Origin of the sequence: Sphaerisporangium rubeum (assembly GCF_014207705.1) — a bacterium.
GTDB classification, from domain to species: Bacteria; Actinomycetota; Actinomycetes; order Streptosporangiales; family Streptosporangiaceae; genus Sphaerisporangium; species Sphaerisporangium rubeum.
Map to the genome: position 1 here is coordinate 3,734,805 of NZ_JACHIU010000001.1, position 13,960 is coordinate 3,748,764.

General features: G+C 74.2%; 10 protein-coding genes. 3 read left to right on the forward strand and 7 right to left on the reverse strand.

The features are described 5' to 3' along the window. Nucleotides 1-24: 24 nt before the first annotated feature. The 5 genes from BJ992_RS16065 to BJ992_RS16085 form a co-directional block, all read right to left on the reverse strand. Nucleotides 25-1,104 (reverse strand): iron-siderophore ABC transporter substrate-binding protein, encoded by a 1,080-nt coding sequence (locus tag BJ992_RS16065; protein WP_246496663.1) that lies wholly within the window; start codon nucleotides 1,102-1,104, stop codon nucleotides 25-27. Next, nucleotides 1,101-2,945, reverse strand: coding sequence for an ABC transporter transmembrane domain-containing protein (locus BJ992_RS16070; RefSeq protein WP_184981787.1), 1,845 nt, complete (start codon nucleotides 2,943-2,945; stop codon nucleotides 1,101-1,103). The genes BJ992_RS16065 and BJ992_RS16070 overlap by 4 nt, the downstream gene beginning before the upstream one ends. Further along, nucleotides 2,942-4,633: an ABC transporter transmembrane domain-containing protein gene (locus BJ992_RS16075; RefSeq protein WP_184981789.1), complete on the reverse strand. Its 1,692-nt coding sequence runs from the start codon at nucleotides 4,631-4,633 to the stop codon at nucleotides 2,942-2,944. Before BJ992_RS16075 ends, BJ992_RS16070 begins: the two co-directional genes overlap by 4 nt. Nucleotides 4,634-4,785: 152 nt before the next feature. Beyond that, nucleotides 4,786-6,933, reverse strand: coding sequence for an RNA polymerase recycling motor ATPase HelR (helR, locus tag BJ992_RS16080; protein WP_184981791.1), 2,148 nt, complete (start codon nucleotides 6,931-6,933; stop codon nucleotides 4,786-4,788). A 291-nt stretch (nucleotides 6,934-7,224) separates the two neighbouring features. Then, nucleotides 7,225-7,806, reverse strand: a complete 582-nt coding sequence (locus tag BJ992_RS16085) for a TetR/AcrR family transcriptional regulator (RefSeq protein WP_184981792.1) — start codon at nucleotides 7,804-7,806, stop codon at nucleotides 7,225-7,227. Nucleotides 7,807-8,102: 296 nt separating this feature from the next. Here BJ992_RS16085 and BJ992_RS16090 point away from each other — a divergent pair, with 296 nt between their 5' ends. The 3 genes from BJ992_RS16090 (at nucleotide 8,103) to BJ992_RS16100 (ending at nucleotide 11,514) form a co-directional block, all read left to right on the forward strand. Beyond that, nucleotides 8,103-9,038: an SDR family NAD(P)-dependent oxidoreductase gene (locus BJ992_RS16090; protein WP_343072688.1), complete on the forward strand. Its 936-nt coding sequence runs from the start codon at nucleotides 8,103-8,105 to the stop codon at nucleotides 9,036-9,038. Nucleotides 9,039-9,391: 353 nt separating this feature from the next. Continuing rightward, on the forward strand, nucleotides 9,392-10,888 hold the full coding sequence (locus tag BJ992_RS16095; RefSeq protein WP_246496664.1) for a M28 family metallopeptidase: 1,497 nt from the start codon (nucleotides 9,392-9,394) through the stop codon (nucleotides 10,886-10,888). 170 nt (nucleotides 10,889-11,058) lie between these two features. Continuing rightward, on the forward strand, nucleotides 11,059-11,514 hold the full coding sequence (locus tag BJ992_RS16100; protein WP_343072689.1) for an Lrp/AsnC family transcriptional regulator: 456 nt from the start codon (nucleotides 11,059-11,061) through the stop codon (nucleotides 11,512-11,514). Nucleotides 11,515-11,645: 131 nt separating this feature from the next. Here the strand turns inward: BJ992_RS16100 and BJ992_RS16105 are convergent, their stop codons facing one another. Together BJ992_RS16105 and BJ992_RS16110 are read right to left on the reverse strand one after the other, a co-directional pair. After that, nucleotides 11,646-12,665, reverse strand: a complete 1,020-nt coding sequence (locus BJ992_RS16105) for an N-acetylglucosamine kinase (protein WP_343072690.1) — start codon at nucleotides 12,663-12,665, stop codon at nucleotides 11,646-11,648. Beyond that, nucleotides 12,662-13,927, reverse strand: coding sequence for a family 4 glycosyl hydrolase (locus BJ992_RS16110; protein WP_184981800.1), 1,266 nt, complete (start codon nucleotides 13,925-13,927; stop codon nucleotides 12,662-12,664). Before BJ992_RS16110 ends, BJ992_RS16105 begins: the two co-directional genes overlap by 4 nt. Nucleotides 13,928-13,960 lie beyond the last annotated feature (33 nt).

A 13,960-nucleotide genomic window follows, 5' to 3' on the forward strand; every position in this document is an offset into this window, starting at 1 on the left:
CCCGGCCTTTCACGCTGGAGGGGGTCAGTCGTTCGGCTGGGGGACCTCGGTGGCCGGGTCGCCGTCCACCGCGGCGGCGAGCTGGGGGACCAGGCGGTCGAGGGTGTACGGCAGGCTCAGCGGGGAGACGAACGAGAAGGCGTTGCCGTAGTCGCCGGTCTCCTTGACGTAGACCTCGCGGCCCTCGGAGACGACCTTCAGGTCGCCGTACAGCTTGTCCTTGCGGAGCTTGGCACCGTCGTCGGCGGGGTCGGGGACGATCCAGACGATGGCGCCGGTCTCCAGCAGGTCGGTGCGCTCCTTGCTGATGTTGACGCCGAACTCGTCGCCGACGACCTGCTGCAGGTCCTGCGGCAGGGTGAAGCCGACGGAGGTGAGGATGCGCGACCGGTTGTCCTGCGGGCCGTACACGAAGATCCCCTCGTAGGGGGTGGCGACGATGCCGGTGGCGCCGGCGAACGCCGGGTTGTCCTTCTTGACGGCGGCGAACTTCTCCTGGACCGACGCGACGACCGCCGTGGCCTCGGCCTCCTTGCCGAGGACCTTGCCGACGGTCTCGGTCTGCCTCTCCCACGGGATGCCCCAGTCGGCGAACTCCTTGGGCTGCGCCACCACCGGCGCGATCTTGGAGAGGGTGTCGTACTGGTCCTTGGTGAGGCCGGAGTACAGCGCGAGGATCAGGTCGGGGGCCAGCGCGGCGATCTTCTCGGGCTGCGGGCCGGTGCCGGTGTCCTTCAGCACGGCCGGCACCGGCGCACCGCCGAGCTTGGCGGTGGCCCACGGGCCGATGGCGCCGGGGTAGCCGCCGATCCACTCGGTGGTGCCGACCGGGACCTTGCCGAGGGCCAGCAGCGCGTCCTGGTCGGTGAGGCCGACGGTGACGATCCGCTGGGGCTCGGCCTCGACGGTGGTGCTGCCGTACTTGTGCTCGACGGTCACCGGGTAGGCGCCGGCGGCCGGCGAGGCGGGTGCGGCGCCGGAGGCGGCCGGCGGCTCGGTGGTGCCTGAGCCGCACGCGGCGAGCGTGCCGGTCAGCGCGGCGGAGACGAGGGCCACGGCGATCCGTGTGCCTGTGGGAGTGCGGAACATCAACAGGTCCTTCATCGGTTCTCGGATGGACGGGTGCCGGACCAGGCCGACCACAACGTGGCGTAGGGGCCGCCGGACGTGCGCAGGGTCTCGTGGGTGCCGGACTCGACGACCCGGCCGCCGTCGAGGACGACGACGCGGTCGGCGGTCGCGGCCTGGGTGAGGCGGTGCGCGACCACCAGCGCGGTGCGGCCCTCGACGGCGCGGTCGGCGGCGCGTTCCAGCGCGCGTGCGCCGCTGCTGCCGGCCTCGGCGGTCGCCTCGTCGAGCACGGCCACCGGGGGGTCGGCCAGGACGAGGCGGGCCAGCGCCACCTGCTGCACCTGCGCGGCGGTGAGGCGGTGGCCGCCTTCACCGACCACGGTGGCGAGGCCGTCCGGCAGCGCCTCGGCCCAGGTGAGCGCGTCGACCCGGTCGAGCGCGTCCCGCAGCTCGGCGTCGCCGGCGCCGGGCCTGGCCAGGCGCAGGTCCTCGGCGAGCGGCCCGGCGAACACGTGCGCCTCCTGGGTGACGAGCCCCACCGGACGCGGGTGGCCGTCACCGGCGACCAGCACCGTGCCGGTCGCCGGCCGGTGCACACCGGCGATGAGCTTGGCCAGTGTCGTCTTGCCCGCGCCGGTGGCGCCGACGAGCGCGACGCGTTCCCCGGCGCGCAGCACCAGGTCCACGTCGTGCAGCACCGGCCGGCCCGGCTCGTACGCGTGTCCCGCGCCGCGCACCACGACCACGGCGTCCTTGTGGGCCGCGGGGGAGGGGACGGCCTCGTCCGGCGGGGGGAGGGTGGCGACGCCGACGAGGCGCGCGAGGCCGGCGGTCGCCGACTGCGCGTCGTCGAGCAGCACGAGCGCGGTGTTGACCGGGGAGAAGAGGCTGTGGAAGTACAGGGCCGCGGCGGTGGCGGTGCCGATGGACGCCGAGCCGTCGCGCACCAGGAAGTACCCGGTGAGCAGCACCGCGGCGAGGCCGGCGTACTCGGCGACGTGCAGGCGGCTGTAGAACCGCAGCACCAGGCCGACGCCGCGCATGGTGAGGTCCACCGCGGCGAGCGACCGCCGCGTGACCCGCTCGGTGTGACCGGCGGCGAGGCCGAAGGCCCGCACGGTCGCGGCGCCGCCGATGGTGTCGAGCAGTTGCTGTTGCTGCGCGCCTGCGGCGACCCGCTGCCTGGCGTACAGCGGGACGGCGTTGCGCACATACCACCGCGCGGTGTGCGCCTGCACCGGCACCGCGACCAGCGCCGCGAGCAGGAAACGCCAGTCCAGCACGGCGAGCGCGCCGAGCGTCAGCACGATGGCGAGCACCGACCGCGCGAGCTCCGGCAGCGCCGTGCGCACCGCCTCGGCGACCTGCGTGACGTCCGCGGTGACCCGCGCGGTGAGGTCGCCTGAGCCGGCTTTCTCCACACGTTCCAGCGGCAGGTGCAGCGCGCGTTCGACGAACCGTTCCCGCAGCCGTGCGAGGACCGTCTCCCCGAGCCGCGCCACCATCGACAGTCCGAGCGCCGTCGCGCCGCCTTGCGTGAGCGCGACGACGACCAGCAGCACGACCGGCAGGGTCAGCGCGTCCACCCCTTGCCGCCGCGCCACCACGTCCACGATGTGACCGAGCAGCGGCTGCGTGAGCAACCCCACCGCGGTGGCCCCCACCATCACCGCGAACGCCGCCACGGCCCGTCCCCGGTACGGCCGCACCAGCTCCCGCACCGCCTCCCAGGTACGCCTGCCGTCCGCGACCGGCAGCAGGTCCCGCCGATCCGTCCCGGCGGTGTCTTCGGGTGGCGTCCGGTCAGGAAGCGAGGCGCCGGTCGCGGGGGAGCCGTCGAGAGTGTCGTGCGGTGAGGTGTGGGGGGTCGTCACGACAGGACCGCCGTCCGGTAGGCCGCGTGGCGGCGGATCATCTCGGCGTGGGGTGCGGTGTCGACGACGCGGCCTTCGTCCAGCAGGGCCACGCGGTCGGTGGCGGCGAGCAGCGCGGGGCTGGTGGTCACGACGATCGTGGTGCGGCCCCGGCGGAACGCGCGCAGGCCGGCGGCGACACGGGCCTCGGTGACCGCGTCGACGGCGGTGGTCGGGTCGTGCAGCACGAGCACCGGCCGGTCGGCGGCGAGGGCCCGGGCCAGCGCCACCCGCTGCCGCTGGCCTCCCGACAACGACCGTCCTTGCTCGCCGACCGCGGTCGCGAGGCCGTGCGGCACGGTGCGCGCGACCTCGTCGGCCCCGGCGGCCGCCATGGCGGCCGGCACGCCGCCACCCCCGTCAGGGGGTGCGATGTTGGCGAGCAGCGTGTCCTGGAACAGCGCCGCGTCGTGGTGCGCGACCAGGACGGCCGTGCGCAGGGCCGCCGGGTCCAGGGTGCGCAGGGGGACGCCGTCCAGTTCGATGCCGCCGGCGGCGGGGTCGGTCTCGCGGGCCAGGCAGCGCAGCAGCGCGGTCGCGTCGGCGGGGTCGGTGGCGGCGACACCGAGCAGTTCGCCGGGGGAGACCCGCAGGGTCACCTCGCGCAGCCCGGCATGGGTGACGCCGTCAAGGAGCAGTTCGCCGCGCACCGGAACGGGGAGGGACGCGGTGCCGTACGGCACGGCGGCCGGGGTGGCGAGCACGCCGGCCACCCGGGCCGCGGAGGCGCGGGCCTGCGCCAGTTCGGTGGTGACCCAGGACAGGACGCCGAGCGGGCCGAGCAGGAACATCGCGAGGCCGACGGCGGAGACGAGCTGGCCGAGGCTGATGTCACCCTGCGCGGCGAGCCGGCCGCCGACCAGGGCCACGACCGCGATGAACGCGCCGGTGAGCGCCAGCACGGTGCCGTTGCTCAGCGCCTCGGCGCGTGCGGCGCGCACCGTGGCGGCCAGCGAGTCACGGCTGGTCGCGCGGTAGCGCGCCACGGCGGCGGACTCGGCGCCGATGCCTTTGAGGACCCGCAACCCCGCCACCAGGTCGGCGGCCACCCCGGAGGCGTGCGCGGCACGTTCCTGCTCGGTCTCGCTGCGGCGTTCCAGCGGCTTGCTCAGCAGGTGACCGAGCCACAGCAGCACAGGCGTGCCGAGCAGCACCATGAGCCCGAGCGGCACCGAGATGCGCAGCAGCACGACGGCGCCGACCAGCAGTCCCGTGAGCGCCGCCACCCCCGACAGCACGGCCATGGTGACCGCGCCGACCCGCCGCGCGTCCTCGGTGGCGACGGCGGCGAGCGCGCCGGGAAGCCGGCCCTCCTCCGCGCCGCCGCCGGGGTGCAGCACCCGCTCGACGAGCGCCACCCGCAGCTCGTGTCCCGCGCGCTCCGCGGCGCGTTCCCCGGCGCGCGCACCGAAACGGAAACCGAACGACAGCCCGACGTAGACGACGGCCAGGACACCGAGCACCGCGAGCAGCGCGCCGAGGTCCCCCTCGGCGACCCCCCGGTCGACGGCGACGCCGATCAGCACCGGGACCAGCGCCTCCCCGGCCTGGTGCGCCGCGCCGAGCACCGACCCGAGGGCCACGTCCCGCCGCTGTCCGGCGACCGCACGCCGCAGGACGTCACCACCCGACGGCACCGGGACAGCCACGACCGCTCCTCCTGAATGATCGGGGACCGAAACTTAGGTAAGGCTAGACTAACTAAGGTCTTCCTTACCAGTCCGGCCCCCCCGAAGACCCCACACGACCTGTCCGGGGTGGCGCTTCGGCGAGGGAGAGACTCGGCGCCGTCGCGGGAAACTCAGGAACTCGTGAGCACCACCAGGCGCCGTGTCGCGCGCGTCATCGCGACGTACCGGTCGACGGCACCCTGGACCCCGTCGCCGAACCGCTCCGGATCGACCAGGAGCACCAGGTCGAACTCCAGCCCCTTGGACAGCTCCGGGGTCAGCGACCGCACCCTCGGCCGTTCCCGGAACGCCGGATCGCCGATGACCGCCGCGATCCCCTCGGCGTGCTCGTCCAGCCACGTCCCGAGAATCGCCTCCAGGCGGGCCGCCGGCGCGTGCTCGACCGGCACGCCGCCACGGCGGATGGAGACCGGCACGTTGGCGTCCGGCAGCACGGCCCTGATGACCGGCTCGGCCTCCGCCATGACCTCCTCCGGTGTGCGGTAGTTGACGCTCAACGTGGCCAAGGTGACCCGGTCGAGCCCGGCGCGCTCCAGCCGTTCCCGCCAGGACTCGGTGAAACCGCGCCTGGCCTGCGCGCGGTCGCCGACGATGGTGAAGCTCCGCGAGGGGCAGCGCGCCAGCAGCATCCGCCACTCGGCGTCGGTGAGCTCCTGCGCCTCGTCCACGACGACGTGCGCGAACGGCCCGGCGAGCACGTCGGGATCGGCGAGCGGCGGCGCGGTCCCGTCGGCCAGCGCGTCCCGCAGGTCCTGTCCGTGCAGCATCGTCACCACCCCTTCGCCGTCGTCGTCGGCTTCGAGCAGGTCCTCGACGACCCGCGTCATGCGCTCGCGTTCCTCGGCGGCGGCCGCCGCGCGCCTGCGCTCGCGCCGTGACGCCTCGGGGTCGCCGAGCCGCCGCCGCGCCGCGTCGAGCAGCGGCAGGTCCGAGACCGTCCACGCCTGCGCGTCCGCGCGCTGGAGCCTCCTGATCTCGTCACGTGTGAGCGAGGGGACGCAGAGCCGCAGGTACGCCGGCACCGTCCACAGGTCGCCGACCAGGTCCGTCGCCTCGATCAGCGGCCAGGCCCGGTTGAGTGCCGTGAGCAGCTCCCGGTGGCGCAGCAGCGACGCGCGCAGCGGGCCCGCCGGGGGGTCGGCGTCGTGCCGGTCCGCCAGGATCGTGACCAGTTCCTCAAGGATCCGGTCGCGTGCCTCGTTGTGCGGCGTCCCCGGTTCCGGCGCGTCGAACGCCTCGGCCCAGTCACCGGGCTCCAGCCGGACGTCGGCCCAGGGGGTGGTGACCGTCATCGCCTCGGTGGGTGCGTTCTCGTAGAACCTGACGGCCCTCTCGATGCCGTCCACCAGGTCCGCGGACGCCTTCAGCCGCGCCACCTCCGGATCGGTCTCGGCCGCCGCCGCGCCACCCTCGGGGACGAGGTCCCGCAGGGTGCAGGTCCGCACCCCCTCCTCGCCGAGGCTCGGCAGGACGTCGGCGACGTACGCCAGGTACGGCTGGTGCGGCCCGACGAACAACACGCCGCCTTTGCGGTGACCGAGGCGGGGATCGGAGTACAGCAAGTACGCCGCGCGGTGCAGCGCCACGACCGTCTTGCCGGTGCCGGGCCCGCCGTCGACGACCAGCGCGCCGCGCGACCCCGCGCGGATGATCGCGTCCTGGTCGGCCTGGATGGTGCCGAGCACCTCACGCATGCGCGGCGACCTGCTCGCGCCGAGGCTCGCGATGAACGCCGACTGGTCGTCCAGCGCGGCGTGTCCCTCGAAGCCGTCCGGGGTGAACACCTCGTCCCAGTAGTCGCTGATCCGGCCACGGGTCCAGCGGTACCTGCGGCGGCTCGCCAGCCCCATCGGATCGGCGTGGGTCGCGCCGAAGAACGGCTCCGCCGCCGGTGACCGCCAGTCGACCAGCAGCCGCCGTCCCTCGTCGTCGGTGAGCCCGAGCCGCCCCACGTACACAGGCTCCGAGCCGTCCGCGTGCACCATGTGGCCGAGACACAGATCCAGCCCGAACCGCCGCAGCAGCCGCAGCCGTCCCGACAGCCGGTGCACCTCCAGGTCCCGGTCCAGCGCCTGCCGTCCCGCACCCCCCGGCGCCTTGAGCGCTGCGTCAAGACGCGCCGACACCTCGGCGATCGACCTTTCCAGGGTCTCCGCGACGGCCGCGAAGTGCCGCTCGTCCCCGGCGATCAGCTGCGGCGCCGCCTTGGCGGACAGCCGGCCGGGAAGGTCGAACGCGCTGGTGGTCAGGTGAGTCACCTCATGAGCTCCGATCTCGGCCGGGTGCGCCGTCGCACGCGGCCGGTGTCCTCGCGACCGGTGTGCCGGTCCCGGCCGACGATTGTGCGCCACGACCGGGGCCTTGCCGCAAGCCCCACCATGCGCTATAGGTTGAAAGTGGAAAGGAGTGGACGTTCCCTTTCCCCGCTCCCCGTGTCGGAGCCCGCATTCGGTACTCCGGCGGACACGCGTTCCGTACCCCCCGCGAACCGGCACGCCGCCGGGCCTCAGGCGGCGGCGTGACGCCGTCCGGCGGGGAGCCCGCGCTCGTCAGCCCTGCTCCGGCCGGTAGCGCAAGCCGTCCATCAACAGGTCGAGAAGACGGCCCGCCTGGTCGCGCTTGTCCGGTTCGCCGGTGGCGAGGGTGACGCCGCTGAGGCCCACCAGGACGTCGGCGGGGTCGACGTCGGGACGGATGGTGGAGTCGGCGACACCGGCCCGCAGAAGCGCGGCGACGGCGGTGAGCAGGTGGTCGCGGCTCTGCGCGTAGGGGTTGCCGCCTGAGGCGATCACGGCGCGCAGGGCTCCGGCCATGCCGCGTTTGGTGGCCATGTAGTCGATGAAGTGGTCCATCCACAGGCGGGTGGCCTGGTCGGCGGGGCGGCTGCGCAGCAACTCGGGGACCGAGTCGCACAGGCGGGCCAGCTCGTTGCGGTAGGCGGCCTCGATGAGCGCCTCACGCGTGGGGTAGTGGCGGTAGAGGGTGCCGATGCCGACCCCCGCGTCCTTGGCGATGGCGTCGAGCGTCACCCCGGGGCCGTCGGTGGAGAAGGCCCGGACGGCGGCCTCCAGGAGGCGATCGCGGTTGCGCCTGGCGTCGGCGCGCAGCGGCCGGGAGCCGGTGGCCGTCATGGGCTCCTCCTTCGGAGTCGGGGGCTCGGGACGCGGCGCCGGGAGCCCGGGTTCTGGGTCAGTGGCTCAGGACGAGGAGCCAGGGGCCCGGGTCGTGGGCCGAGGGCTCGGGACGGGGAGTCGAGTACGGGCCGCGGTCGAGGAGTCGGTTCGCGGCGGTGGTGGCTTGGTTCGCGGAGGCCGGTTTGCTAAACGGAGGAGACTCCGCTTAATCTGGGAAGCGCATCCGGAGGTTCCTCCGCTTAATCTTACCGGTCGCCCTCCGCGTTCGCATGCCGAGAAAGACGGGAAAGATCGTGACCGATCGCATCATCACTCCGTTCACCGCCGAGTCCACCGCCGCGCAGGTCGTGGACGGCATCGACCTCACCGGCCGCAGGGCCATCGTCACCGGCGGCGCGTCCGGCATCGGCGTCGAGACGGCCCGCGCGCTCGCCGGCGCCGGCGCCGAGGTGACGCTCGCCGTACGCGACCTCCAGGCGGGGGAGCGCACCGCCGAGGACATCATCGCCGCCACCGGCAACAAGCAGGTCCTCGTCGCGCCGCTCGACCTGGCCGACCAGGCGTCCGTCGCGGCGTTCGCCGCCGCCTTCGACGGGCCGCTGCACATCCTGGTGAACAACGCCGGCGTCATGGCCGCGCCAGAAAGCCGCACGCCGCAGGGCTGGGAACTGCAGTTCGCCACCAACCACCTCGGCCACTTCGCGCTCACCACCGCGCTGCACCCGCGTCTCGCCGCCGCCGGCGGCGCGCGCGTGGTGTCGGTCAGCTCCGCGGCCCACCTGCGTTCGCCGGTGGTGTTCGACGACATCCATTTCCGTGAGCGCGCCTACGAGCCGTGGCTCGCGTACGGCCAGTCCAAGACGGCCAACGTGCTGTTCGCCGTGGAGGCCACCCGGCGCTGGGCCGACGACGGCGTCACCGTCAACTCCCTGCACCCCGGCGGCATCCGCACCCGGCTCCAGCGGCACGTCACCGAGGAGGAGCTCGACCGCCTGCGCGCCGCCTCCGGTGGGGCCGCCCCGTGGAAGACCACCGAGCAGGGTGCCGCGACCTCCGTCCTGCTCGCCACGTCCCCTCTGCTGGACGGCGTCGGCGGCCGCTACTTCGAGGACTGCCAGGAAGCCGGGCCGCACCAGCCCGGCACGCGCACCGGGGTCGCCGGCTACGCCGTCGACCCCGAGGCCGCGGCACTGTTGTGGCAGGTCTCCCTCGACACCCTGGCCGCCTGACCCCCGGCACCGGCCGCCGTCCCGTCACGCGAGGGGCGGCGGCCGTCGCGTGTCCCGGACGGGAAGTGGGTCTAGGCGAGTGACACCTGGCGGGTTAAGTTCCTTACAAGATGAGTCGGGGTACGGCGGACCCCCGCTGAGCACAGCGAGCACCGTGGAGGCGTAGCGGCGCGGAAACCGATCACGTGACCGGGCCGTCGTCCACGGCGCCCTCCTGCTCCCGTCCCGCCACCCCGAGGCCGGGCCGGTGAACGGGTCCCCGTATGTCCCTGTCCCGCCGGAGGCGTCCCCACCCTGGCCGCCTCCACGCGTCACCCCCCTCCCCACCCCAGAGGACCGGTATGAGATCACGCTTGACCACGCTCGTCTCGGCACTGGCGCTCGCCCTGGTGGCGGCCCTTCCCGCCACCCAGGCCCCGGCCGCCGCGCTCGCGCCACCGGACATCTCGCTCACCAACGTCAAGGCCCACCTGACGCAGCTGCAGAACATCGCCACCGCCAACGGCGGCAACCGCGCGCACGGCCGGCCCGGCTACCTGGCCTCGGCCAACTACGTCAAAGGCCTGCTGGACTCGGCCGGCTACAGCACCACGTTGCAGTCGTTCACCTACAACGGCGCCACCGGCTACAACGTCATCGCCGACTGGCCCGGCGGCAACCCCGACGACATCCTCATGGTCGGCGCGCACCTGGACAGCGTGACCGCCGGACCCGGCATCAACGACAACGGCTCCGGCAGCGCCGCCATCCTGGAGACGGCCCTCGAGGTGGCACGCCAGTCGCTCGTCCCGACCAAGCACCTGCGGTTCGCCTGGTGGGGAGCCGAGGAGGGCGGACTGCGCGGCTCGACGTACTACGTGAGCAACCTGTCCACCACCGACCGGTCGAAGATCAAGGGGTACTACAACTTCGACATGGTGGCCTCGCCGAACCCCGGCTACTTCCTGTACGACGGCGACGACTCCGACGGGGTGGGCTCGGGTCCCGGCCCGGCCGGGTCGGCCGAGCTGGAGCGGGTGCTGGCCGACTACTTCACCTCCATCGGCGTGCCGACCCGCGGCACCGACTTCGACGGCCGGTCCGACTACGGGCCGTTCATCTCGCGCGGCATCCCGGCCGGCGGCACGTTCACCGGCGCCGAGGGCACCAAGACCAGCGCGCAGGCGACGCTGTGGGGCGGCACCGCGGGGCAGGCGTTCGACTCGTGCTACCACCGGTCGTGCGACACCACGTCCAACATCAACGACACCGCGCTGAACCGCAACGCCGACGCCATCGCGTACGCCGTGTGGACCGTCGCCGCGGCCCCGGCGCCGGTCGTGGTGTGGCAGGACACCTTCGAGACGGCCACCGGCTGGACCGTCAACCCCTCCGGCACCGACACCGCGACCACCGGCCAGTGGGAGCGCGGCGTGCCGCAGGCCACCACCTCCAGTGGCACCAAGCAGCTCGGCACCACCGTCAGCGGCACCAACGACCTGGTGACCGGACGTCTCGCCGGGACCGCCGCCGGTGACTACGACGTGGACGGCGGCGTCACCACCATCCAGTCCCCGGCGATCACGCTGCCGTCCGGTTCCGGCCTGCGGCTGTCGCTGTCGTGGTACCTGGCGCACGGCAGCAACTCCTCCAGCGCCGACTACCTGCGCGTCCGCGTCGTCGGCTCCAGCACCGTCGTCGTGCTCAACCAGGCCGGCGCCGCGTCCAACCGCGACGGCGCCTGGAGCACCGCCTCGGCCGACATCTCCTCCCTGGCCGGCCAGACCGTCCGCGTGGTGATCGACGCCGCCGACGCCTCCACCGCCAGCCTGGTCGAGGCCGGCGTGGACGACGTCCGCGTCACCCGCTAGCCACCTGTGGCCGGAGGCGGGACGCCACGTCCGTCCCGCCTCTGGTTCACCGTGGCGGGATGCCGTATTCGTCCCTCCACTGCGTCATCGTGACGGGATGGCACGGGTTGGGACCATGCCGTGACCACTTGCCGCCCGAAAGCGGCCGGAGGGCCGCTACCGTTGGCGGCGTGGAGGAGATCGATCGCCGAATCGTGACGCTGCTGGCGGCGGACGGGCGCATGAGCTTCACCGACCTGGCCAAGGAGACGGGGCTGTCGGTGTCCGCGGTCCACCAGAGGGTGCGGCGGCTGGAGAAGCGCGGAGTGATCCGCGGCTACTCGGCGCTCATCGACCACGACGCGATCGGCCTGCCGCTCACCGCGTTCGTGTCGATCAAGCCGATCGATCCCTCGGCGGCGGACGACGCACCCGACCGGCTCCTGCACCTGACGGCCGTAGAGGCCTGCCACAGCGTGGCGGGTGACGAGAGCTACATCCTCAAGGTCCGCGTGGAGTCCCCGATCGCGCTTGAGCACCTGCTCCAGCAGATCCGCGCCGCCGCCAACGTCTCCACCCGCACCACCATCGTCCTCAGCACCCCCTTCGAGCACCGCACCCCCGACCTCGGCACCGGCCCCGGCTGACCACCTCCACCGGACACCGCACCCCGGACCTCCGCGCCGGCCCGAGCCGATCACCTCCACGACCTGGCACGAACGGGGAAGCGGGGTCCGGCCGCGCTTGATCCGGATTCCCGTCCGGTGCCAAGGCCGGCTCAGCCCGGGGGAGCGGTGGTGAACGCGGCCCGCACCCTGGCCTCCGCCGCCGGACCGCCGAGGCCGAGCTGCTCCAGGCCGAGCAGGACCGCACCGGCGATCGGCGGTGCGGTGGTCACCACCAGTTCCGCCAGCGGCGCGCGTCCGGCGTACCCCCGCTCCACCAGGCCGTTCAGCAGCGGATCCCCGGCGGCGAGCACGCCACCGCCGAGCACCACCTCGCACGGGGTGTCCAGCATGCCGAGGCGGCGCAGCGCGGTCACCCCCATCACCGTGATCTCCTCGGCCTGCCGCTCCACCAGGCTCCGCGCGACGGCGTCCCCCGACGCGGCGGCGGCCAGCAGCGGCGGCACCAGGCCGGCCAGCCGGCCGTGCGGCAGCGAGCCGAAGTGCAGCCCGAGCACGACCTCCTCGGCGGTACGGGTGCCGAACGCGTCCCGCACCACGCCGAGCAGCGCGGTGCCGGGGCCGCGGCCGTCCTCGGCGCGCACCGCGTGCCACAGCGCCTCCTCGCCGAGCCCGAGGCCGCCACCCCAGTCGCCGCTGATCCGGCCGAGCGCGGGGAACCGCGCGGTGCGGCCGTCGGGGGCGACGGCCACCGCGTTGATCCCCGCGCCGCACACCACGGCGGCGCCGTACGGCCGGCTCGTCCCGGCGCGCATCAGCGCGAAGGTGTCGTTGCCGACGACCGCCGTGCGGCCGTACCCGCGCGCGAGGATCTCGGCGCGCAGCGCGTCCTCCTCCACCGGAAGGTCGGCGCCTGCCAGGTAGGCGGCGACGTGACCGGCGAACGGCGGCTGCGCACCAGGCCCGATGGCGCGGCGCACCGCGTCGAGCAGCACGTCCATCGCGGCCGGCACGCCGTGGCTCTGCGGCAGGAAACCGCCGCCTGTCCCGGTGGCGAGCACCGTGCCGTCCCCGGCGACCAGCGCCACGGCCGTCTTGCTGTTGCCGCCGTCGACGGCGAGCAGCGCCACCGCCGTCCCGCCGCCGCCGTCGACGGCGCGCGGCGCCGTCACCGGCCGTCCCCGGCCCACGGCAGGAACGGCCGGTTCGCCTCGACGAGCCGCCGCGCCAGCTGCGCCGCCACCGTCGCCTGGCCGATCAGCGGGTGCGCCAGCAGCGCGTCGGCGACCCGGTCGGCGCCGCCGCGCAGCGCGGCATCGAGGGCCAGGTCCTCGTACGCCGAGACGTGCGCGATCAGCCCGGCGTACAGCGGCGGCACCGGCGCGACCGGCAGGGGGACGGCCCCGGCGGCGCCGACACGCGCGGGGACCTCGATGACCGCGTCCGGCGGCAGGAACGGCAGGGTGCCGCCGTTGCGCACGTTCACCACCTGCGTGTCGCCGCGGTCGCCGGCGAGCGACGCGACCAGCGCGACCGCGGCCTCGGAGTAGAACGCGCCGCCGCGCCGTTCCAGCAGCTCGGGCTTGGTGTCCACGGCCGGGTCGGCGTACATGGCGAGCAGCGACTCCTCCAGGTGCGCCACCTGCTCGGCGCGGGAGGCCCCGGCCCGCTGCTCGGCCACCACGGCGTCGTGCTCGTAGAAGTACCGCAGGTAGTAGGACGGCACCACGCCGAGGCGGCGGATCAGCTCCACCGGCAGACCGATGTCGCGCGCGACGCTCTCGCCGTGCTCGGCGAGCAGCCGCGGCAGCACGTCGGCCCCGTCCAGGTACACCGCGCGTTCCCAGGTCAGGTGGTTGAGCCCGACGTGGCCGAGGGAGACGCGGCCGGGGTCCACGCCGAGCGCGGCGGCGAACCGCCGCTGGAAGCCGATCGCCACGTTGCACAGCCCGATCGCGCGGTGACCGGCGTCGAGCAGGGCCCGGGTGACGATGCCGACGGGGTTGGTGAAGTCGACGATCCAGGCGTACGGCGCGACCTCGGCGACCCGCGCCGCGATGTCCAGCACCACCGGCACCGTGCGCAGCGCCTTGGCGAGCCCGCCGGCCCCGGTGGTCTCCTGTCCGACGCATCCGCATTCCAGCGGCAGCGTCTCGTCCACCCCGCGCGCCGCCTGTCCCCCGACGCGCAGTTGCAGCAGCACGGCGTCCGCGCCGGCCGCGCCGTCCTCGACGGTGGTGGCGGTGTGGACGGTGGCCGGGTGTCCCGCGCGGGCCAGCATGCGGGCCGACATGGCGGCCACCAGGGCCAGCCGCCGCTCGTCGGGGTCGACCAGCGTGATCCGCGACACCGGCAGCTCGTGCCGCAGGCGCGCGAACCCGTCGATCAGCTCGGGTGTGTACGTCGAGCCGCCGCCGACCACGGCCAGTTTCATAGGGGATCGATCCTCTGTAAGGAAGCTTTCCTG

Excerpts from the sequence above, each read along its gene's own strand:
- BJ992_RS16085 (WP_184981792.1), bottom strand. The coding sequence starts at position 7,806 with ATGACGGCCACCGGCTCCCGGCCGCTGCGCGCCGACGCCAGGCGCAAC.
- BJ992_RS16065 (WP_246496663.1), bottom strand. The coding sequence starts at position 1,104 with ATGAAGGACCTGTTGATGTTCCGCACTCCCACAGGCACACGGATCGCC.
- BJ992_RS16110 (WP_184981800.1), bottom strand. The coding sequence starts at position 13,927 with ATGAAACTGGCCGTGGTCGGCGGCGGCTCGACGTACACACCCGAGCTG.